Annotated in this window: 17 protein-coding genes and 1 pseudogene; 5 read left to right on the forward strand and 13 right to left on the reverse strand. The window is 42.9% G+C overall.

What is annotated here, in order from left to right:
• Nucleotides 1–3 precede the first annotated feature (3 nt).
• Both CI597_RS06260 and CI597_RS06265 read right to left on the reverse strand, forming a co-directional pair.
• Nucleotides 4–819 carry a helix-turn-helix domain-containing protein gene (locus tag CI597_RS06260; protein ID WP_158221710.1) on the reverse strand — a complete coding sequence of 272 codons (816 nt, stop codon included), beginning with the start codon at nt 817–819 and terminating at the stop codon, nt 4–6.
• Between the two features lie 25 nt (nt 820–844).
• Nucleotides 845–1,306 (reverse strand): annotated as a pseudogene (locus CI597_RS06265) (GNAT family N-acetyltransferase).
• Nucleotides 1,307–2,001: 695 nt separating this feature from the next.
• On the opposite strand from CI597_RS06265, the gene CI597_RS06275 reads away from it, so the two are divergent.
• Both CI597_RS06275 and CI597_RS06280 read left to right on the forward strand, forming a co-directional pair.
• Complete coding sequence (locus CI597_RS06275; protein WP_024726960.1) at nt 2,002–3,951, forward strand: recombinase family protein; 1,950 nt, start codon at nt 2,002–2,004, stop codon at nt 3,949–3,951.
• Nucleotides 3,941–4,492 carry an ABC transporter substrate-binding protein gene (locus CI597_RS06280; protein ID WP_235824562.1) on the forward strand — a complete coding sequence of 184 codons (552 nt, stop codon included), beginning with the start codon at nt 3,941–3,943 and terminating at the stop codon, nt 4,490–4,492. The genes CI597_RS06275 and CI597_RS06280 overlap by 11 nt, the downstream gene beginning before the upstream one ends.
• A gap of 79 nt (nt 4,493–4,571) precedes the next feature.
• On the opposite strand, the gene CI597_RS06285 is transcribed toward CI597_RS06280, so the two are convergent.
• From CI597_RS06285 to CI597_RS06295, 3 genes are read right to left on the reverse strand one after another with little or no spacing between them, the layout of a single operon-like run.
• Nucleotides 4,572–5,723, reverse strand: coding sequence for an ABC transporter permease (locus tag CI597_RS06285; RefSeq protein ID WP_024726958.1), 1,152 nt, complete (start codon nt 5,721–5,723; stop codon nt 4,572–4,574).
• Nucleotides 5,710–6,852: an ABC transporter permease gene (locus tag CI597_RS06290; protein ID WP_024726957.1), complete on the reverse strand. Its 1,143-nt coding sequence runs from the start codon at nt 6,850–6,852 to the stop codon at nt 5,710–5,712. The genes CI597_RS06285 and CI597_RS06290 overlap by 14 nt, the downstream gene beginning before the upstream one ends.
• 11 nt (nt 6,853–6,863) lie before the next feature.
• Nucleotides 6,864–7,805: an ABC transporter ATP-binding protein gene (locus CI597_RS06295; RefSeq protein ID WP_024726956.1), complete on the reverse strand. Its 942-nt coding sequence runs from the start codon at nt 7,803–7,805 to the stop codon at nt 6,864–6,866.
• Nucleotides 7,806–8,048: 243 nt separating this feature from the next.
• Between CI597_RS06295 and CI597_RS06300 the strand changes: the two genes are divergently transcribed.
• From CI597_RS06300 to CI597_RS06310, 3 genes are all read left to right on the forward strand, one after another.
• Nucleotides 8,049–9,137 (forward strand): sensor histidine kinase, encoded by a 1,089-nt coding sequence (locus CI597_RS06300; protein WP_024726955.1) that lies wholly within the window; start codon nt 8,049–8,051, stop codon nt 9,135–9,137.
• On the forward strand, nt 9,134–9,754 hold the full coding sequence (locus CI597_RS06305; protein ID WP_024726954.1) for a response regulator transcription factor: 621 nt from the start codon (nt 9,134–9,136) through the stop codon (nt 9,752–9,754). Before CI597_RS06300 ends, CI597_RS06305 begins: the two co-directional genes overlap by 4 nt.
• Nucleotides 9,755–9,982: 228 nt before the next feature.
• Nucleotides 9,983–11,251, forward strand: a complete 1,269-nt coding sequence (locus tag CI597_RS06310) for an HlyC/CorC family transporter (RefSeq protein ID WP_024726953.1) — start codon at nt 9,983–9,985, stop codon at nt 11,249–11,251.
• A 38-nt stretch (nt 11,252–11,289) separates the two neighbouring features.
• Here CI597_RS06310 and CI597_RS06315 read toward each other — a convergent pair whose 3' ends face one another.
• The 8 genes from CI597_RS06315 to CI597_RS06350 form a co-directional block, all read right to left on the reverse strand.
• Nucleotides 11,290–11,889: a DUF1653 domain-containing protein gene (locus CI597_RS06315; RefSeq protein ID WP_024726952.1), complete on the reverse strand. Its 600-nt coding sequence runs from the start codon at nt 11,887–11,889 to the stop codon at nt 11,290–11,292.
• Nucleotide 11,890: 1 nt separating this feature from the next.
• The gene (locus CI597_RS06320) at nt 11,891–13,747 is read right to left on the reverse strand and encodes an ATP-dependent helicase (protein ID WP_024726951.1); all 1,857 of its coding nucleotides are present in this window, start codon (nt 13,745–13,747) and stop codon (nt 11,891–11,893) included.
• Nucleotides 13,744–15,204 (reverse strand): glutamate--tRNA ligase, encoded by a 1,461-nt coding sequence (gene gltX, locus CI597_RS06325; protein ID WP_024726950.1) that lies wholly within the window; start codon nt 15,202–15,204, stop codon nt 13,744–13,746. The genes CI597_RS06320 and gltX overlap by 4 nt, the downstream gene beginning before the upstream one ends.
• Nucleotides 15,205–15,282: 78 nt before the next feature.
• Complete coding sequence (hydF, locus tag CI597_RS06330) at nt 15,283–16,470, reverse strand: [FeFe] hydrogenase H-cluster maturation GTPase HydF (RefSeq protein WP_024726949.1); 1,188 nt, start codon at nt 16,468–16,470, stop codon at nt 15,283–15,285.
• Between the two features lie 150 nt (nt 16,471–16,620).
• Nucleotides 16,621–17,205, reverse strand: a complete 585-nt coding sequence (locus tag CI597_RS06335; RefSeq protein WP_095142896.1) for a TVP38/TMEM64 family protein — start codon at nt 17,203–17,205, stop codon at nt 16,621–16,623.
• Between the two features lie 101 nt (nt 17,206–17,306).
• Nucleotides 17,307–18,059: a copper homeostasis protein CutC gene (locus tag CI597_RS06340; RefSeq protein ID WP_024726947.1), complete on the reverse strand. Its 753-nt coding sequence runs from the start codon at nt 18,057–18,059 to the stop codon at nt 17,307–17,309.
• 12 nt (nt 18,060–18,071) lie between these two features.
• Nucleotides 18,072–18,980 (reverse strand): SPL family radical SAM protein, encoded by a 909-nt coding sequence (locus tag CI597_RS06345; protein WP_024726946.1) that lies wholly within the window; start codon nt 18,978–18,980, stop codon nt 18,072–18,074.
• Entirely contained in the window at nt 18,977–19,198 is a 222-nt protein-coding gene (locus CI597_RS06350) for a zinc ribbon domain-containing protein (protein ID WP_081723795.1), read from the reverse strand. Before CI597_RS06350 ends, CI597_RS06345 begins: the two co-directional genes overlap by 4 nt.
• Nucleotides 19,199–19,484: the final 286 nt, after the last annotated feature.

The following is a 19,484-nucleotide window of genomic DNA, read 5'->3' on the forward strand; positions in this document are numbered from 1 at the left end:
CTCCTATCTTTTCCTCTGTAACATATGCACCATCATTTTGTGAAACATTTCCTGTTCATACTCATCCAAGTCCATCCCCATACTTTGAAACATCCCCATAACAATTCTTGTCATATCATTTTCGTTAAAACTTGGCTTCTTCTTTTTCTGAAATATTGCCTGTTTTTTCATAGTGACTATTTGTTTTTTTAATTCTTCTGTACTGATATCTTGTTGTGGTACATCGTATTCTTTCTTAATATCTTTCAGCATGGACAGGAAAATGCTTTTGATTTTTTCAAGATCAGCCTCGGTTCCAGTAACCTTTTCTGCATTAAGTCTACGAATATCATGCCGTCCTTCGATTCTATGTTCCGGATGTTCCTTTATAAAATCTTTTATATTTGCAGTTCCTATATCTATAATTGCATTTCTACTAGCAAAACCAGTGTTATGAGCTTCTGTAAAATAAGCATTAGCAGTATCAAGAAGTACAGGAAAATATGGATGTTCTAACATTTTACTTAGTAAACTTCCATTTACTTTTCCTTGCAATAGTTGAAACAGTGCTTTATTGGTCAGTCCTAATTCTTCCAATTCAACATTCCTTCTAATACGAACATCTGATATGCAAAGTAAATAATCCGTTGACACATTATAATATTCTGCAAATTTTATAACCAAATCATGACTGACTGATTTTGTTTCTCCACGTTCAATTCGGCTTAATACCGATGCCTGGATATTTAATTCATCTGCAACTTCTTTTTGTGATTTCCCAGTTCCGTTACGAAGATCACATAATCTTTGATAGATGTTATCCGCTGGCAATGATTTCATAACATCATCCTTTCCATGTAACTTATTATTGCAATTCCATTTCATAATTCATCTTAGTGAATCCATATTTCTCATATAATGGTTTTCCCATATTTGTTGCTTCAAGAGAGATTGCATGTATTCCTCTCTGTTTTGCTTCAGCGACCAATAAATCCAACGTTTTATAAGCAATTCCTTTTCTTCGATATTCCGGCTTTGTATACATATTCATTATGTATGCCTTTTTGCCTGTTGGATTATGAAACGTAGGCATTACCTGAAAAAAACTTATCCCACCTGCACCAACAAATTCGTGACCATCAAAAACCAAGTATGCCACATGGTTATTTTCCAAAAGAGATTTTTGATAATATAGATACGATTATTCCTTAACATAAGACATATCCATATCATCACTAAGCTGATTTGCAGCACGAAGAACGTTAATTCTGGTTTCCGTTAGTATTTCTATATCCTTAAGGACCGCTTTTTTATAATTCAATTTCATAATTGCTTACCTCAATAATAACTCAGTTTCTTATATCATATCGCATCTAACCCTCTACCACAATTGCAAATTTGCAATTTTTCATCCCTCCGTCATTGCCAAATTGCAATCGTCGTCAATATTCAAGGCACTTCAAAAATTCGTGTTATCCTCACCTTATCAAAAGCAGAAATTGCTTTCGCACCTTGACAATTAGAGAAACCGGAATCGGCGGTAAGCATATAATGACACTCACTTCTAAGATAGACGATCGGGGAGGCTCGGCACTAAAACGGCGAGTTATGGATAAGTCCATAAGAGGAACGTGAAAGACCGTTCACCAAAGAAACTGGAATCTCGGCTCAGTCGATAAAGCTGCAAATGGGACTTGCAACAATAGGAACAGGGATTCATACAATAACGATAAGGCAGAGGGGATGTGATAACACTTGAGTAAACCAACCTATTATCTTTGGAAAAATGATTTTTCTACACAGGAAGATTTTGAAACAGCAAAGGAAAAATATAGGAAACTGGGATTTCGAGTTGTCACATATCTGGATGGGCAGAATGATAAGAATATTCACGATGGCTTAAAGGCAGTAATCAAAAATCACTACTGTAACACGAGCAGTTGATAAATTTTCTTCCTAAATATATTCTATATTTACATTATTCATGTTAATATATTTCATATAAAGAAAGGAAGTGAGTTTATGAATGTTGGATATGTACGTCTATCAAGAGATGATGACAAACGAAATTATGTTTCTATCGAAAATCAGAAATTAATTATTAGCCAATTTGCGGCAGAATGTAATATGGTTATCGACCGCTGGTATGAAGATGATGGCGTTTCAGGTTATATTTTTAATAGACCTGGACTTAACCAGTTAATGGATGATTTGGATAAAGACATTGATCGAGTGTTTGTAAAAGACCTTTCACGCGTTGGACGTCACAATGCAAAAGTGCTCCTTCTTTTGGAAGATTTTAAAGAGCGAAAAAAAGAACTGATTGTTGTTGATACAAATTATAATTCAGAAACCGATGATGATGATACAATCGGTATCACAACGTGGTATAATGAAAAATATGTAAAAGATATCAGCAGAAAAATCAAACGTGCTCTTGAAGCTCGTCAAAAAGAGGGAATATTGATGACACAGCCACCATTTGGATATAAAAGAAATGAAATAGACAAATCCAAAATAGAAATCATACCGAAAGAAGCAGAATATGTGAAGATGGTCTATGACCTTTATCTGAAAGGCTCCGGCTATCGCATGATTGCCAATTATCTGACTGAAAATAAAGTTCCAACACCTTCTATGGTTCGCCATGAGCGTGAACTGGAAGAAGGCAAAATCACAAAACGTCAGATTGCAACAGTGTGGTCTGACTCTATGGTCAAAGATATGCTTGGAAATGATTTTTATATCGGAACTTTACGTTTGCGAAAACGTGCTCGTTCTACCGTTCACGGGAAAGACAAGCGTGTTCCAAAGGATGAACAGTATGTTTTTGAAAACCATCATCCAGCCATCATTGACAAAGCTTCTTTTGATCTAATTCAGGATATGAAGGAAAAACGTGTCAAGAACAATTATCGTGGCAGTCGTGGGCAATGGATTGGTTCTGAGATACCGAATCCATTTGGAAGTTGCCTCTTTTGTAAAGATTGTGGAAGTCGTTTGACTCCGATCAGAAGAACAACTTCCAGTAGAGAACGCAAATATTATATCTGTACCACATACAACACCAAGGGCAAACGTTATTGTTCAAAATCACATCTTATCGAAGAAGAAGATCTGATGGAAGATGTTGTAACTTACATCAAGCTCTGTCGTGATTCACTCTGCGAAGTTATTGCCACCTATGATATGAAGGATTTCGATTCTGAAAAAAGAACGGTTGAAGAAAAGCGTTCCGAAATTCAAAATCAGATTGATGAACGAAAGAAACAACTGAAAGTTCTTTTTACTCAGAAAGTTAGAGATTTATCCAACGCTCACGGGAATGAGGATATTGTCAATGAAACCTATGATGCTCTGCAGAAAGATATTCTTTCACAGATTCATGGACTGGAAATGCAGTTAAAAGAATTAAATGATACCAGTCTAGAAAATGAAGATGTAAAAGAAAAACTCCAGAACGCACTACAGGTGGTTGATAAAATCATTGAGAAGGGCATTCTGGATCGCAAAGATATCGAAATCTTAATCGAACGAATTGAAGTGGATGAAGATGGATTTCCAGAAATCGAGTTAAAATATGGCTTGTCTGGTCTTATTAAATATAGTCCGGCACAGGAAATGAACCGTCGTGAAAATGAAATCATTTACCAAACCATGCGACTGATTTATGAAGAAGAAAGAGGTTATACTTCTGCAAAGTATTTATCCAAAGCACTTACGGATTGGGGATATCCGAAATCAAAGAAAAGTGTATTGCCTTATATTGGGTTTATGATAGACATGGGTATCGTAGTGCCAAGCGATAACTCATTGAAACCTTACACAATTGTTAAAACAAAAGAAGAAATACAAGAGATTATGGCAAATTTTTATAAAGGCATACCATCTGAAACTGACAATGGCTCACTATATGACCAAGATTTACATGATATAGTGAACGACAGGCGGAATGCCTCAGATGATCTTTGAGTATGTTCTGAAGAAACAAAAGATTGATCCGAAAAAAGATATCAGGATGGTCCAAAATATTGACTTTGCCAACACATCCGGGGCTTTTTCCGGCGGCACAGGAGACTTTACGGTGGAATTTGAACCCAATGCAACCGCTCTCGAAACACAGGGTGCAGGATATGTTGTTGCATCCATAGGCGTGGAAAGCGGGTTTGTTCCTTATACGACTTATTGTGCAAAGAAGAGTTATATCAAAAAGAATCCGAAGATCATACAGGGCTTTACCAATGCTATCAAAAAAGGCCAGCAATACGTAAATAAACATACTCCGGATGAGATTGCCTCTGTCATCGGCGGACAGTTCCCTGACGTATCGAAAAACGATTTGATTACCATCATCAAACGCTACAAAGATCAGGATACCTACAAAGAGAATCCTGTGTTCAGTGAAGACGGATTTACCCTTCTTCAGGATATCCTGAAAAACGCAGGGGAATTAGATGACACTGTCCCATTCGATAAACTGGTCGACAATACTTTTGCCGAAAAAGCAAAATAAACCTGTCTTTTGATTTCCTGATAAAAAGACTGCAGACAATAGTTCGTGATATGTCTGCAGTCTTTTTGTCTGGTGTTTTCTATGCAGTCCTTTTTTGTTTGCTCACAAGCATGGCCGCTGCAAACAGTGCCAGAGCAAATCCCGCCTGGATCAGGATTCCCTGCATCGCAGGCCATATATGGCTCATGTCCAAAACATCCAGCTGGTCGATCAGCTTATTGGACCTGATATACCAATAGGTCGGAAGGAATCTTGAGACAGTCAGCACCTGTTTGCTCATAAACTCGAGCGGCACAAACACCCCTCCCAGAAACGCACTTCCAAGAGACACCACATTTATGACTCCCTGAAGTGCGTCATCATTGGTGACGAGAAGCCCCGCGAGAAAGGATATGCCTGCCGAAACGCCTATGAACATTACGCTGTTGAGCATAAACAGCAAAAGGTTGCTCTGAAAAATCTCATTCCGGTACATCGCCATAGCCAGCAGCATAAACACCAGCCAGCAGCCCACGGATGCCGTCAATGTCCCAAGCGCCAGCTGAAGATTCCTGGATCTTTCTGTGGCCGCGGAGCACTGGTTTCTTCTTCTGATATCTTTTTTATAAAAGACCATGAATACCGGGCTCACTGCCACTGTGATCAGCGCAATAAAGATATAGGCAAGGTACTGGAAATAATATGCGGTATTGCTCTGTTCGCCGGCTTTTTTGCTTCCCATCAGGTCCACCTTTGCCGATGACCTCAATGTATTTTCAGCCCTCTCCACCGCCTGCTGTTCTGAAAATCCTGAGGCCAGATAGCTCCTCACCATCTTTGTAAACTTATTTACCTGCTGGTCAATCATATAGCCGCTGGTGGAGCCGGGAACCTTTACATTTTCTATTTGTGCCTTTTTATTTTCACTTAACAGGCTCTCTCCGAATCCTTTCGGCAGGATCAGAATATATTCTGCATTTCTGTAAAACAATTCATTCTGCATTGTTTTCTTCTCATCCTTTATATCTTTTACATTTTGTTCATTTGAAAGAAACGTTTTCAGCGCTTTGGAAACTGTGCTTTTGTCATGATCTACAATGCCTACATTAATTTTTGTTGTCTGAAATCCGGTATCACTGTTTTTTCCGAAGCTTGAAAACAAGATTGTCAGTGCGAAAAAAATTCCGGCATAAATAGACATTGAGAGTTTTTTACTTCTGACAATCTTAAAAAAACATTTAAATACTTGCATATTTTTTCCTCCTCATCATGAAAAAGCTCCCAAGGCAAAGTAAAACAGAAATTATGATCAGTGAAATACAGCTTCTGAAATAAACCGACAGGTCATCATAAATATTCAGGCTGTAAAAGCAGTCCGTGATCAGCGCTGCCGGATTGATCCTGTTGAAAATCGGTACATGTTTTTCCACAATGTCTTTCATATTTCCTACCATTAATCCGCTGAAAAAGCAGAAAAACATACTGATGCCTATGTTGAGCCCGCTTTTTGTATCTCTGGACATCCGGCCGATCGAACCGATGAACAGCCCTATGGACACCCCGGTAAAACATCCGAAGAATCCGGCCAGCAAAATAAATCCTGCCTGGCTTCCAAGATCAATTTTCAGCACCAGCCACATATAGCCGATCGCCACCAGGAATGCCAAAAACTGCACCGTCACGCCTACGAGGAAGTCAGCTGCTGTACTTTTCAGCTTCTCTGCTGGAGAAACTGCTTTTCTGGCCGCAATATCCGACAAGTTCGCCTGAGCATGGAGGGCACTCTGAAGCCCCATAAAACCTCCATAAAGACATACCATGGCAAGCAATGCATAAAAATACTGCACCATCATATTGGCATCTTCATTTCCCAGACTGATCTGCTGATTCTCTACCATATTTTGTGACATTGCTTTTACCAGTTTTTCCATCCCTTCCGGGTGTTCTTTTATCGTTTGCCGTACCATGTTATTCATCTGGATATATTGATCGCTGACCTCTTTTAAAATCGTCTGGTTGATACCATTTTCTTTTACTGTAAGCCTGACATTGTCTCCCAGAGTATAAAAGCCGTCAATCTTTCCCTCTTGGAGCAGCTTTTCGGCTTTCTTCAAAGATGTGTACTGCACTTTCAGAAGCTGATCTTCACCTTTTTTTGAAAGCTCTTCCGCAGTCTGCTTAAATCCTTCTGCACCTTTTGCCGCCTTCGTCTCCACGATTGCCACCGGGACTGCTTTCAGTTCTTCTGAATCGTTTAAAAGATTTCCGAATCCAAAATAAAACAGGGAAGCGAGTATGAGAGGAAATGCAAAACACCAAAAAATAGCGGACTTATTTCTAATGGATGCTTTGAAATAATATTTATATAAATGCCAAAACATAGTTTCCCCTCCTAATCTCTCAGCTGTTTTCCTGTGATCTCCAGAAATACGTCATTTAATGTAGGAAGCTCCGAATAAACTCTGCCGAAAGAAACTTCTCTTTCAGACAGGTATCCCAGAACATTTACCAGGTTATGACTGCCCCCGCTGCACTGCACATAGAGCTTTCCGTCTGTGTAATCCACCTGGAATACATGTTGCATATTACGTATTGCCTGAAGCTCCTCTCTCTTCAGGTCAGATACATCCACCGTGATCTTTTCTCCCATCTTGATCATCTGTTTCAGCTCTTCTTTCGTTCCGGTGGCCAGGGGCCTTCCCTTATCCATAATCAGTATCCTGCTGCATATCCGTTCCACTTCCTCCATGTAATGAGAAGTATAAACGACAGTTGCCCCCTGTCGGTTCAGTTCAAGAATCCCCTCCAGGATCTTATTTCGGCTCTGAGGATCAACTGCCACCGTAGGCTCATCTAAAAAGATCAATTTTGGTTTATGAGCAATGCCGCAGGCAATATTGAGGCGTCTTAACAGGCCTCCGGAAAGCTTGGGCGGGTAAAACTTCCGAAATTCCTCCAATTCCACAAATTGGACAGCTTCTTCCACAAGTCTCTTTCTCTCCTTCTTGTCTCTGACATAAAGTCCGCAGAAATAATCAATATTTTCAATGACCGTAAGTTCATTAAAGACTGCAACGTTCTGCATCACCACACCGATCTCTCTCTTGCTCTCATAGGAGTCGGCTTCCATGGGTTTCCCGAAGACTCTTATCTCACCTTTATCATAGGATAAGAGTCCCAATATACAGTTGATAGCTGTAGTTTTCCCCGAACCATTCGGCCCAAGAAGTCCGAAAACCTCTCCCTTCCTGACCTCCATATTTAAATGGTCCAGTGCCAAAAGATCCTTATATCTCTTAACTAAATTTTTTATTTCAATGATAGACTGTTCCATAATTCCACCCCTTTCATTTGATGTTTTAACTTTACCTGATCCTGCTGTATGGTTACAGTGCCTTGTGTCAGGAGTGGAGGTGACATTTGTCATGATTTTTTCAGCACTATTTCCGTCGCACTTTGAAATGCGCTCCTCCAATAGTGCTGAAAAAACCACGTCATGCTGTAGAATATACCTTCGGGTGGACGCGCTTCGCGCGATAAGGTATACTTAAAGTAATTTTTGAGGTGGGAGGGTTTTATGTCTGTACTTATTGATAAATTTGTTTTGCTGCTTTTTATTCTGCCCCTTCTTTCCAGAGAGCCAGGAACGATGCCTGTGATTGCTTTTCTTACTGCTTTTACGGCATCCTGTTTTCTTTCCCTTAAAAATGAAGAAAAACTGTCTTTCACAGTCTCAGGTTTCTATGGGGGTCTCTGTCTTTTTATCCCGGTTTTCAGTATTTTTCTGCCTCTGTTTTGTTATGACTGTGCCCGGACCAGGCGAAAATTTCCCGGTGTTATTTTAATTTTGGCGTCCGTGCCTTATTTCATAAACCGCCTTTTTTTCCTGCGCATCGATTTGGTGCTCAGTCTGCTGCTTTCCCTGTTTCTGGCTGTCCGCACCCAAAAACTTGAGAATATGAGGGAAAAGTTTAAGAAACTGAGAGATGACAGTACGGAACTGAATCTTTTGCTGAATAAGAAAAATCGGTACCTGATGGAAAAACAAGAGACGGAAATACACCTTGCAACTCTGAAAGAGAGAAATCGGATTGCCAGAGAGATCCATGACAACGTAGGGCATATGCTTTCCCGCTCGATCCTGCAGCTGGGTGCCCTCAAAGTCCTGAATCAAGACAGCAGGCTGTCATCTCCTTTGTCCGAACTGCTTAAAACTCTGAATACTGCTATGGACAGTATCCGCACCAGCGTACACGGACTTAAAGAATCATCTGTGAGTCTTCATGACTCTGTCGCCGAGATCATACACGGGTATCCGGAGTACAGCGTAGATCTGGAATACGATATATCCGAGCCTCCTCCTCAAAACCTTCAGTTTTGCTTTGCCGCGATCATAAAAGAAGCATTTACAAATGCTGTAAAACACAGCGACGCAACACGGATTCGTCTTGTACTGAGGGAACATCCATCGTTCTATCAGCTGCTATTTGAGGACGACGGGTCCAAGGCACCGGAATCTTATTCCTCCGGTATGGGCCTGCTCAATATGAAAGAACGGATCGAAGCTTTTCACGGCACTATAAACATTACATTTGAACGCGGTTTTAAAATATTTATCACTGTTCCGCGCAATACGGCATATTATCAGCCGGGAGGTAAATCATGAATATCATTATCGTCGACGACGACAAACTTGTGTCGGCTTCTTTGAAAACAATTTTAGAGACATCCGGTGATGTCCATGTGCAGGCCCTGGGGTCAAGCGGTGCTGAGGCTGTCTCTTTATATGAATCATATCATCCGGATGTTCTATTGATGGATATCCGGATGAACAGCATGAACGGCATCGAGGCTGCAAGAGAAATCCGCAGGAAACATCCGGATTCTAAAATCCTGTTCCTGACGACATTCTCTGACGATGAATATATCATCGACGCCCTGAATATCGGCGCAAAAGGCTACATCCTGAAGCAGGACTTCGAGAGCATCCTGCCTGCCCTCCACGCGGTGGAAAACGGTCAGAACGTTTTCGGAAATGAGATCATCTCAAAAATCCCAGATCTGATCTCAAACAAACAGCATTTTTCCTATTCTGACTATGGCATCAGCGAAAAAGAGCTGCTCCTGATCGAATACATAGCCAAAGGCATGAGCAATAAAGAAATTTCTGAATGTCTGTTTTTAAGCGAGGGAACAATAAGAAATTATCTGAGTGTGATCCTTGACAAACTGGAGCTCAGAGACCGGACACAGCTTGCTGTTTTTTACTATCAGCATAAATAACCGCCTTTAAGAAAGACGGCCGGCAAGGCAAAACTTGACACTTCCCCGCTTGACTAGTAAAATTATCGTAACTACAAAACATTTTCCGCAGGAGCTGACAACCTGAAAACAAAAGGCAGTATCCTGAAAATGACTTTACCACTATTCTAGAAGCGCATTTTAAAGTACGACGGAAATAGCGGTAAAAAAGCTCACACTATAAACCATATCATTTAGGAGGGATTTTATTTGGACCCCAGTGTCATATTAAGATTATGTATCTTAATTATCTTACTAACTCTGTCGGCATTTTTCTCGTCGTCGGAGACTGCGCTTACGACAGTAAACGTTCATACCATCCGCGCTTTAGTGGAAGACGGCAACAGACAAGCCAAAAGAGTACTTCAGCTGATCGAGAACCCGGCAGCCATGCTCAGCAGCATCCTGATCGGAAATAACCTTGTAAATATCTCTGCCACATCTCTGGCCACTACATTAGCCATTGATGTTTTCGGAAGTGCAGGAGCAGGGATCGCAACCGGTGTTCTTACGATTCTCGTCCTGATTTTCGGTGAGATCACTCCGAAGACCTATGCGACTATCAAAAATACGAACCTTGCACTCCGCTTCGGACCCGTCATCTACTATGTGACCAAAGTCCTGACCCCGGTAGTGATCGTCATCAATAAGCTCTCCACAGGCCTCCTGATGCTGCTGCGGATTGATGCAAAGCAGTCAAAACAGGTCATGACAGAGAGGGAGCTGAGAACGATCGTAGACGCCAGCCATGAAGACGGTGTTATCGAAAAAGATGAAAAAGAAATGATTTATAATGTCTTTGATTTTAAAGACTCCATTGCCAAGGACATTATGATTCCGAGAATCGATATTACGTTTGTATCTGCCGACGCTTCTTACGACGAGGTAATGGAGCTGTTTATGGCTACACAGTATTCCCGTCTGCCGGTATATGAGGAGACGAAGGACAAGGTCATCGGAATCGTATATTTAAAGGATATCTATTTCTACCGCACACTGCACCGCGGAGAAATCTTTCATATCAGAGACGTGTTAAGAAAACCGTTTTTCACCTATGAGACCCAGAAGATATCCAGCCTGTTAGCTCAGATGCAGCAGGAAAATGTCAGCTTCTCCATCGTTTTGGATGAATACGGGATTACAGCCGGTCTGATCACGCTGGAAGATATTTTAGAAGAACTCGTGGGTGAGATCCGGGACGAGTACGACGACAATGAATCAGAAAGCTTCCAGGAACTTGATGACGGCTCCTATCTGGTAAACGCGTCCTTAAAGCTTGACGATTTAAACGATTTAATCGATACAGAGATCGAGTCCGAAGACTACGATTCCGTAGGCGGATATGTGATAGAACTGTTGGATCATCTTCCGTCCGAGGGAGAGACCGCATCGGATGCGTCCTTCGATTTCAAAGTGCGAAAAGTTGAAAAAAACAGATTGGAACAAATCCAGATCATCAAAAAAACTCCGCAGATATAACGAAAGGGAAAGCAGATCACACATGCTTTCCCTCTTTTTTATCTTCTTGTCTTCTCATACTTCATCTTCGTCTTGATAAAGCCTTCCAGCTCACGAAGCTTCTTTTCCCGGTCATCGCCGCTTAACGGAAAGTCCATGGAAAGGCCGATGGAATCCAGTACTGTCTCAGAGATCTTGTCTTCATTCCTCCGAAGAATTTCCAGTCGTTCCTCATTGCTCTCAGCGTCCAGAAAACGGATCAGAAGATCCTGCTGTTCTTTTTCCTGACAGTGTCCCCCGGGCTTTGGCATCTCTTTTTCCGGCAGCGATTCCGGTGCTTTCGCCTCTGGTTTTGGTATCTCCCTGTGTCTTTCTAGAATATCGCTGATCTGATGGAGGTCTGTGATACTCTGGTACGTTCTGACATCCACGCGTTCAAACCGGTATTTTGCGCTGACTCCCGGATATTTTTCATCGTCCACTTCGCTCAGAAACATGGACAGCGGTCTGGCATAGGTTTTATATTCCCCGTACAAAGCCTGGTAAATGACAAGCGCCTCTCCGGTCTCTGAGTGTTCGGCCACCGTTATAATCTGATACAATTTATCTTTGAAATGTTTATAAAAATCCCCCGGTCTGGGTATTGCCCTCTGTTTCATATCACTGCGCTCCCTTCTGCTGCTTTCTCCTCTTCCCCTCTAAAGGAAGGATAAAATCCGACACTTTACTGTCTTTATTATACATCTTTTCCACAGAAAAGACATGCAGATATTTCTTTGCCCTGGTCATTCCCACATAAAACATCCGCCGCTCTTCCTCCAATTCTTCTGTCTTCACAGCCTTTTTATATGGAATTACCCCGTCATTGACATCAATGAGAAACACTCTCTCGTATTCCAGCCCTTTTGCGCTGTGAAGCGTGCTTATGACGACTCCCTGTTTTTCCTGATCTCCGCTCTCGGACTGTGCCTTCAGCTCCTCTGTATAACGCCTTATAAAATCAAACCACTCTTCATAAGTGTCATATCCTCTGGCAGTCTCCTGAAGTTCCTCCAGCACATCGGTGAGTTCTTCCTCCTTCAGTTTCCGTATTCTTGCATATTCCGCCAAAAATGCATTGTACCCGACAGACTTTCTTATGTAGGTGACCGCAAGAAACGGCGTCATATCCTTTAAAAGCCTCAGGTCTTCCTCCAACTCCTCGATATAGTCATAAAGCCATTCCTTGTTTCTTGTCTTCTCCTTCAGATTCTCAAAGGAAATCTCCGGCTGATCTATATATTCTCTGCTGATATAGCGCTTGGGCCGATTCATGATCCTCAAAAAAGTGCTCCGTCTCCGATCACCGAGCGCCATCCTCATATAATCTATGATATCTCTTGCGATCCAATGCTCAAACATACTTGGAATCCCGTCTTTCACCGTAAAAGGGATATTAAATTCCATCAGCTTTCCGAGCATAGTCCTGGCTCCAAGGTTAGTCCTGACCAAAATTGATGCCTCCTCATAGGGATGTCCCTTTTGATATTCGTCCCTGAGTCTCTTTGCCACATAAGTACATTCTTCCTGCTGGTCTTTAAATGTCCTGAGCTCTATTGGAATTTCTCTGTCCCGGCAGGATCTTATCTCTTTGTCAAACCTCTTTTTGTTGGCACGGATCACTTTCTGCGATGCCTCCACGATTTCCGGACTGGAACGGTAATTGATGTCCAGCCGGATCATTTCGGTATCTTTATAATCGTTGGGGAATCCAAGCATAATTTCCGGTTTCGCACCCCTGAACCGGTAAATAGACTGGTCGTCATCCCCCACAATAAACAGGTTATTTTTTGGCGCAGCCAGCATCTTTATGATCTCATACTGGATCGGACTGATATCCTGGAATTCGTCAATCAGAATGTATTGAAATTTGTTCTGCCAGGCAGCCAGCAGGTCCTCTCTCTCCTTCAGAAGGCTGTACGTATAGACCAGTATGTCATCGAAGTCCATCCACTGGTTTTTCCGGAGTTTTTCATTGTATTCCTTGTAAATCAGCTGAAATATACTGTCCGCACAGCTTTGGCTGTGATAATAGCCCATAGAAAGAAGCTGTCCTTTTACGAGGCTGATCTCACTGATCAGGGAACGCAGGAAATCCGGTTCATCTCCTGTTTCCAGATTCCGGTCCGTGATAATTTCACGGAGCAGATCATACTTTTTATGCTCCGGCAGAATACACCCCGGCCGAAAGCTGTACGCATGCTTCAAGATCGTAAAAAAAACTGCGTGAAAGGTACCGAAAGAAACTGGCAGGGATCTCCCTGCCAGTTTCAAAAAACGTTCCTTCATCTCAGCTGCCGCTGCCTTTGTAAAGGTGATGACCAGGATATTGGAGGGGTTTGCCCCGCAGTGTTCGATCAGATATTTTGTCCGTTCTGTGATGACTGTAGTTTTCCCGGACCCCGGCCCGGCAAGGACCATCATCGGGCCGTCTTTGTGGGTGATGGCCTTTGTCTGGGCCTCATTCCATTCTGTCATGAAAGCTCTGCCTCTAATTTTTCAACAGCAGCACAAAGCCTTTTTACAGACTCCTCTTTCCCCAGAATCTCCATGAGTTCAGATGCCCCGCCGGGAGTCATCTGCTTGCCTGACACAGCCGTGCGGACCGGCCACATGACATAGCCGTTTTTGACCTCGTGGCTCTTTGCAAACCCAAGCAGTGTCTGATAGAGGGCATCGTTGCTGAAATCTTCCTGCGCTTCAAATACCGGCACGATTTCTTTCAGCACTTCCAGCGCAGACTCTTTTGTTGTCTTCATCTTTTTGTGCTGGTACATGGCACTGTCATATTCCGGCACATTTTCAAAGAAATCAATATGGTCCTTAATCTCTGTAAACAGCTCGATCCGTGTCTTGACCATAGAAAGGATTTTATCAGTATCCACATCTCTTGTGATGACTTCCTTCACATACGGCATAGCCATTTCTTTGAATCTATCATCGTCCATAGCCTTGATATATTCCCCGTTCATCCATGCAAGTTTCGTCATATCAAAGACGGCCGGAGTCTTGGACATATGATGATAGTCAAATGCTTCTTCCAGTTCTTTCAGCGTAAAGATCTCTCTTTCCCCTCCCGGACTCCATCCGAGCAGGGCCACAAAGTTTACAATCGTCTCCGGCAGATACCCTGCCTCCAGCAGATCCTCGAAAGAAGAATGTCCGCTCCGTTTACTCAGCTTTTTGTGTTCCTCATCCGTGATGAGCGGGCAGTGTACATAGACCGGTTTCTCCCATCCGAATGCATCGTAGAGCCTGTTGTATTTCGGCGTAGATGAAAGGTATTCATTTCCCCGGACCACATGGGTGATCCCCATCAGATGGTCGTCCACAACATTCGCGAAGTTATAAGTAGGATATCCGTCGGACTTAATAAGGATCATATCGTCCAATTCCATGTTTTCCACCGTAATTTCACCATAAATTTCATCCACAAACGTTGTGGTGCCCTCGGTAGGATTGTTCTGGCGGATCACATAAGGGATGCCGGATTTCAATTTTTCTTCCACTTCTTCACTGCTCAGATTCAGGCAGTGTTTGTCATAATGGCTGACTACCACATCTCCTGATTTGACCTTCAGGCTAGAAAGCCTCTCCTCGTCACAAAAGCAGTAATAAGCCTCTCCCTTGTTGATCAGCTTCTTTGCATAATCCATATAGATGCCTGCCGCCTGACGCTCACTCTGGACGTAAGGGCCGCATCCGCCGTCCTTATCCGGCCCTTCATCATGGGCAAGTCCTGCTTTTGCAAGGGTATTATAAATAATGTCGACGGCTCCCTCTACGAGACGCTCCTGGTCTGTATCTTCTATGCGCAGCAAAAAATCTCCGCCTTCATGTTTTGCGATCAGGTAGGCATATAATGCTGTTCTTAAATTCCCTACATGCATTCTTCCCGTAGGGCTCGGGGCAAATCTGGTTCTAACTTTACTCATCTGTTTCAAATCCTTTCTTTCGTTATCTTGTCTATTATCTCAAGAACCCCGCTTCCGGTCAAGACTCCCTCCGGATTTTCAGAGTCCGAAAGGCTGAAGGCTCCGATTTAGAATTCCCTTCATGTCGGCGATCAAGACTCCATAGTTTACAATAGGCACTTCCGCTTTTACAGAGGACGCTATTCTGTGCTTCATTTCTTTCGGATTCAGCATACATCCCCCACAGTGAACAATCAGATCATAGCCGCTTAAATCCTCCGGAAATGTGCTCCCGCTGGACGTCTCAAAGATGAGCTGCTTTCCTGTATATTCTGTAAGCCATCCGGGTATCTTGACCGTTCCGATATCATCGCACTGACGGTGATGGGTGCAGCCTTCCGCGATCAGGACCCTGGAACCGTCCTTTAAATGCTTGGCAGCCCTCGCTCCCCTCACTTCCTCCAAAAGATCCCCTTTGTATCTGGCAAAAAGGATCGAAAAAGATGTCAGAGGAATATCTTCCGGCACGATGGCGGCCACCTGTTCAAATGCCTGAGAGTCTGTAATAACCAGAGAAGGCTTTCTCCCAAGATGCTTAAGTGTGTGCTCCAGTTCAGATTCTTTGACTGCAACAGAGCAGGCATCATGCTCCAGAATATCCCGGATCGTCTGCTGCTGCGGAAGGATGAGCCGCCCTTTTGGAGCCGCCGAGTCGATGGGCACGACAAGAACCACAAAGTCTCCCGGCGAGATCAGGTCGCCCACGATCTGTCTTGGCTGTTCTTCTTCTGGGAGAAGCTTTCCGATAGCCTCTTTCAGCTCAAAGATGCCTTCTTTGGTCACCGCGCTGACAAAACAGGTATGATCTGTATCTTCCGCCCTGTCTCTGCCTGCCAGATCTGTCTTGTTATATACGATCAGATAGGGCAGCTTTCTCTCCCTGATCAGATCAAGAATTCCCTGTTCAAACTCCGTAAGGCCTGTTTTCGCATCCGCTATGACCAGGGCGATGTCTGTCTTTCTCAGCACTTCTTTCGCCTTCTTCACCCTCTTTTCTCCCAGTTCACCCTCATCATCCAGCCCAGGGGTGTCGATCATCACAACCGGTCCCAGGGGCAAAAGTTCCATTGCCTTGCAGACCGGATCTGTGGTCGTACCTTTCACATCTGAAACAATAGCCAGCTCCTGACCGGTCAATGCATTAACTATGCTGGATTTTCCTGCGTTTCTCCTTCCAAACAATGCGATATGAATTCTGTCTCCTCTCGGCGTCTCATTTAAACCCATCGTCTGTCTCCTTTATCTCTTTCTTCGTCGGCTGATTTCTTTTTCAGTATATACCACCGGATGTTTTGAATCAATAGAACAAAAATAATAAAAGGCCGAACAGTCTTATGCTGTCCCGCCTGTTACCTTTTATCTTTATTGATTTTGAGTCTACCGCAGCAGCAGCGGGAGCATGGCGCCTCCCAGGCTGTATACCACGATCGTGACCGGCCTCCCCAGAAAAAGAATCGTTAAAAACTTTCTCCATGACATATCCGTAAGCCCCGCCAGCATACACAGTACATCATCCGGTGCACCCGGAAGAAGGATCGCAGCTGTAAACACAACGTCAAACTTTTTTCCGGTCAAAAACTTTTTCCTGGTCTTTTCATATGTCTCATCGTTTACAAAAAGCCTGATGAATTTTTCTCCGTATCGTCTTGCCAGGTAAAAATTAATGCAGGAACCGATGAGTATCCCGACAGCACTGTATAAGAACCCATACCAGGGTCCGAAAAAGACGACTCCTGCCAGACAGGTCAGTCCTCCCGGAATCACCGCTATGACAACCTGTGCGATCTGGATCACAATAAACAGAAGCGGTCCCCAAAAACTGCTCTGCCGGATAAACAGTTCCAACTGATCTCTGTTTGTAAAAATCCCTTTTTGGTAACCGTAAATTGAAAATATGATCAACGCTCCGATCAACACCAGAGTTGTGAAATTTGTCGCTTTTTTTACTGCTTGTCTGCTCATAAACTGACACCGCCTTTCTTTTACTATCTCTATCATAGCGGACAGTTCTGAAATCCGGCAGACAAAAACATAACAAAATTCTTACAATTCTATCGGATCAGCTATGAAATATACTTCTCTATCACAGCCGCAGCTTTTTTAATCTCCTCTGTATCGGTGACAAAACGTTCATACTCACTCATCATCGGCAGTCCCATGCTGACATCCGGTTTTCGGTATTCCATCCCGCTCTGAACCGTCTTCTTGCCAGACATATGGAATGCTTCAAAAGGAGCTTCTTTTAAAAATTCTTCGATCACTGCTGCGTTAACTCCTGATCCGACCATAACTGTGATATCTTTTCCTGCCACTTCCAGAAGGCTTTTCAGAAGTTCCTTTCCATCAGTACAGCAATTTTTCTGCCCGGATGTAAGTACGGCGTCAATGCCCAGTTCAATCGCCTGGACCATCGCCTCATAGGGATTCACACACATATCAAATGCCCTGTTCAGTGTGACGGACATCCCCATCGTCTTCTGCATCAGGCTTTCCATACGTCTCATATCCAGCCGTCCGTCTTTTGTAAGGCATCCGAACACCACGCCGTCTGCCCCAAGTTCCCTGAAATGGTGGATCTCACTTTTCATAAGAGAAAACTCATCATCAGTGTATAAAAAATCTCCGAACCTTGGCCGGATGAGCACATGGACTGGGATGTCGAGCCGTATCTTGATCATTTCCAATAATTTAGGACTGGGTGTGATCCCGCCGATCATCAGGTCAGCACAGAGTTCAAGCCTCTTTGCCCCTGCCTCTTTTGCTGCCCTTGCGGACTCAAAAGAGTCTACACAACATTCCAACATAATCTCTCCCATAGTCATTACCTCCTAGAAAAATGACAGCTGTTCTGCCTCAAACTGGGCATTTTTTTCTTTTATAATGCTTCTGAAATCCGTTTGGACTTCATACTTGGTGCGGACCTCCGAAATCCTTTGAAATAAATCTTTTTTATAATCCTTATATTCTTTTCCATAACTGAACAGCCTGGTCAGACGTTGTTCATACTGCGGAAATTCTTCTCTTACAAAGTTAAAAAATACGGCCCGGGTTGGTCCCTTTAAATTCAAATTCGATGTGATCAGATAATGGATATCTCTCTGTTTTGTCTCAGAAAATACAGCCTCCAGATTCTCTCTGGTGCTTGTAATGTCTGGAATAACAGGCATCATATGGACACCCGTGGACGCATTTGTCTTTCGAAATTCACTGAGAACATCAAACCTCCGTGAGGAAGAAACCCCTCCCGGCTCCAATACGCTCCTTATGTCTTCGTCCATGGTGGTGACCGTCGCCGCAATGTTTACGTAGGCTACTCTGGATAACTGATCGATCAGGTCATAGTCTCTCAATATTAAATCAGACTTTGTAGAAATGATAGCCGGATTCTCAAATCGGATCAAAAGCTTTAAAAGCTCCGGCATGATCCTGTACTGCTCCTCTGCCGGCTGGTAATTGTCTGTCACACCTCCAAGGTTAATAACCTGATGATCCCAGTTCCTGCTCTTTAACTGGCGTTCCAGCCGCTCTGCTATGTTCGTCTTGACAAAAATCTCATGGTAGAAATCATCCGACTCCATATATTGATGGGAATAAAGAGCGAAGCAATACTGGCAGCGGTGGGCACATCCCCTGTATATATTCAAATCCCAGTGGTAAGGAAATCTTCCGCGGACCCGGTTGCAGGCCGCGGAACATTGAATCTCTCTGTATTCGTTCTCCTGCACTTTTCCGGTCATCCCATAAGAAAATCCAGAATGTTCATACCTTCTGAAGTCTGGCTCTTATATAACTCGGTAAATCCGCAGCGGGTACAGCTGATGGTAATAAACTTTTTATTCTGTATATCAAAAATCTTGGCAAAATTCCCTCCGGTGGCCTGAAACTGATCATGTTCATAGGAGTTGCATCCGCATTTGTGACAGACAAACTGTCTTCTCTCAATATTTTGATCCATAATTAATGCTCCCTTCAAAGCTTTTCTAATTATTTCTTACTATCTATTATAGGATTAGGGTGTCAAAAGACACATTAATAAATATCTGATTTTGTTTGTACCTTGAAAATTTAACACGAATTGGTTTGAGAATATTAAATTTAGAACAATCAACAGAAGGTGAGCTTGATGTTTTGAGTATTAATTATGCTATCTCTTTTTCAGAGGCACAATAAACCAAGCTATTTTCATAATCCAATAGCTTTTGAAAATTCAAAGCTGCGACTTTGAATCCGAAATGCAGACG

Source organism: Anaerostipes hominis (ex Lee et al. 2021) (genome assembly GCF_002270485.1).
Lineage (GTDB): Bacteria > Bacillota > Clostridia > Lachnospirales > Lachnospiraceae > Anaerostipes > Anaerostipes hominis.

Coding starts and splice junctions, on each gene's coding strand:
- CI597_RS06260 (WP_158221710.1), bottom strand. CDS start 819: ATGAAATCATTGCCAGCGGATAACATCTATCAAAGATTATGTGATCTT.
- CI597_RS06275 (WP_024726960.1), top strand. CDS start 2,002: ATGAATGTTGGATATGTACGTCTATCAAGAGATGATGACAAACGAAAT.
- CI597_RS06280 (WP_235824562.1), top strand. CDS start 3,941: ATGATCTTTGAGTATGTTCTGAAGAAACAAAAGATTGATCCGAAAAAA.
- CI597_RS06285 (WP_024726958.1), bottom strand. CDS start 5,723: ATGCAAGTATTTAAATGTTTTTTTAAGATTGTCAGAAGTAAAAAACTC.
- CI597_RS06290 (WP_024726957.1), bottom strand. CDS start 6,852: ATGTTTTGGCATTTATATAAATATTATTTCAAAGCATCCATTAGAAAT.
- CI597_RS06295 (WP_024726956.1), bottom strand. CDS start 7,805: ATGGAACAGTCTATCATTGAAATAAAAAATTTAGTTAAGAGATATAAG.
- CI597_RS06300 (WP_024726955.1), top strand. CDS start 8,049: ATGTCTGTACTTATTGATAAATTTGTTTTGCTGCTTTTTATTCTGCCC.
- CI597_RS06305 (WP_024726954.1), top strand. CDS start 9,134: ATGAATATCATTATCGTCGACGACGACAAACTTGTGTCGGCTTCTTTG.
- CI597_RS06315 (WP_024726952.1), bottom strand. CDS start 11,889: ATGAAACAGAGGGCAATACCCAGACCGGGGGATTTTTATAAACATTTC.
- CI597_RS06320 (WP_024726951.1), bottom strand. CDS start 13,747: ATGACAGAATGGAATGAGGCCCAGACAAAGGCCATCACCCACAAAGAC.
- gltX (WP_024726950.1), bottom strand. CDS start 15,204: ATGAGTAAAGTTAGAACCAGATTTGCCCCGAGCCCTACGGGAAGAATG.
- hydF (WP_024726949.1), bottom strand. CDS start 16,470: ATGGGTTTAAATGAGACGCCGAGAGGAGACAGAATTCATATCGCATTG.
- CI597_RS06335 (WP_095142896.1), bottom strand. CDS start 17,205: ATGAGCAGACAAGCAGTAAAAAAAGCGACAAATTTCACAACTCTGGTG.
- CI597_RS06340 (WP_024726947.1), bottom strand. CDS start 18,059: ATGGGAGAGATTATGTTGGAATGTTGTGTAGACTCTTTTGAGTCCGCA.
- CI597_RS06345 (WP_024726946.1), bottom strand. CDS start 18,980: ATGACCGGAAAAGTGCAGGAGAACGAATACAGAGAGATTCAATGTTCC.
- CI597_RS06350 (WP_081723795.1), bottom strand. CDS start 19,198: ATGGATCAAAATATTGAGAGAAGACAGTTTGTCTGTCACAAATGCGGA.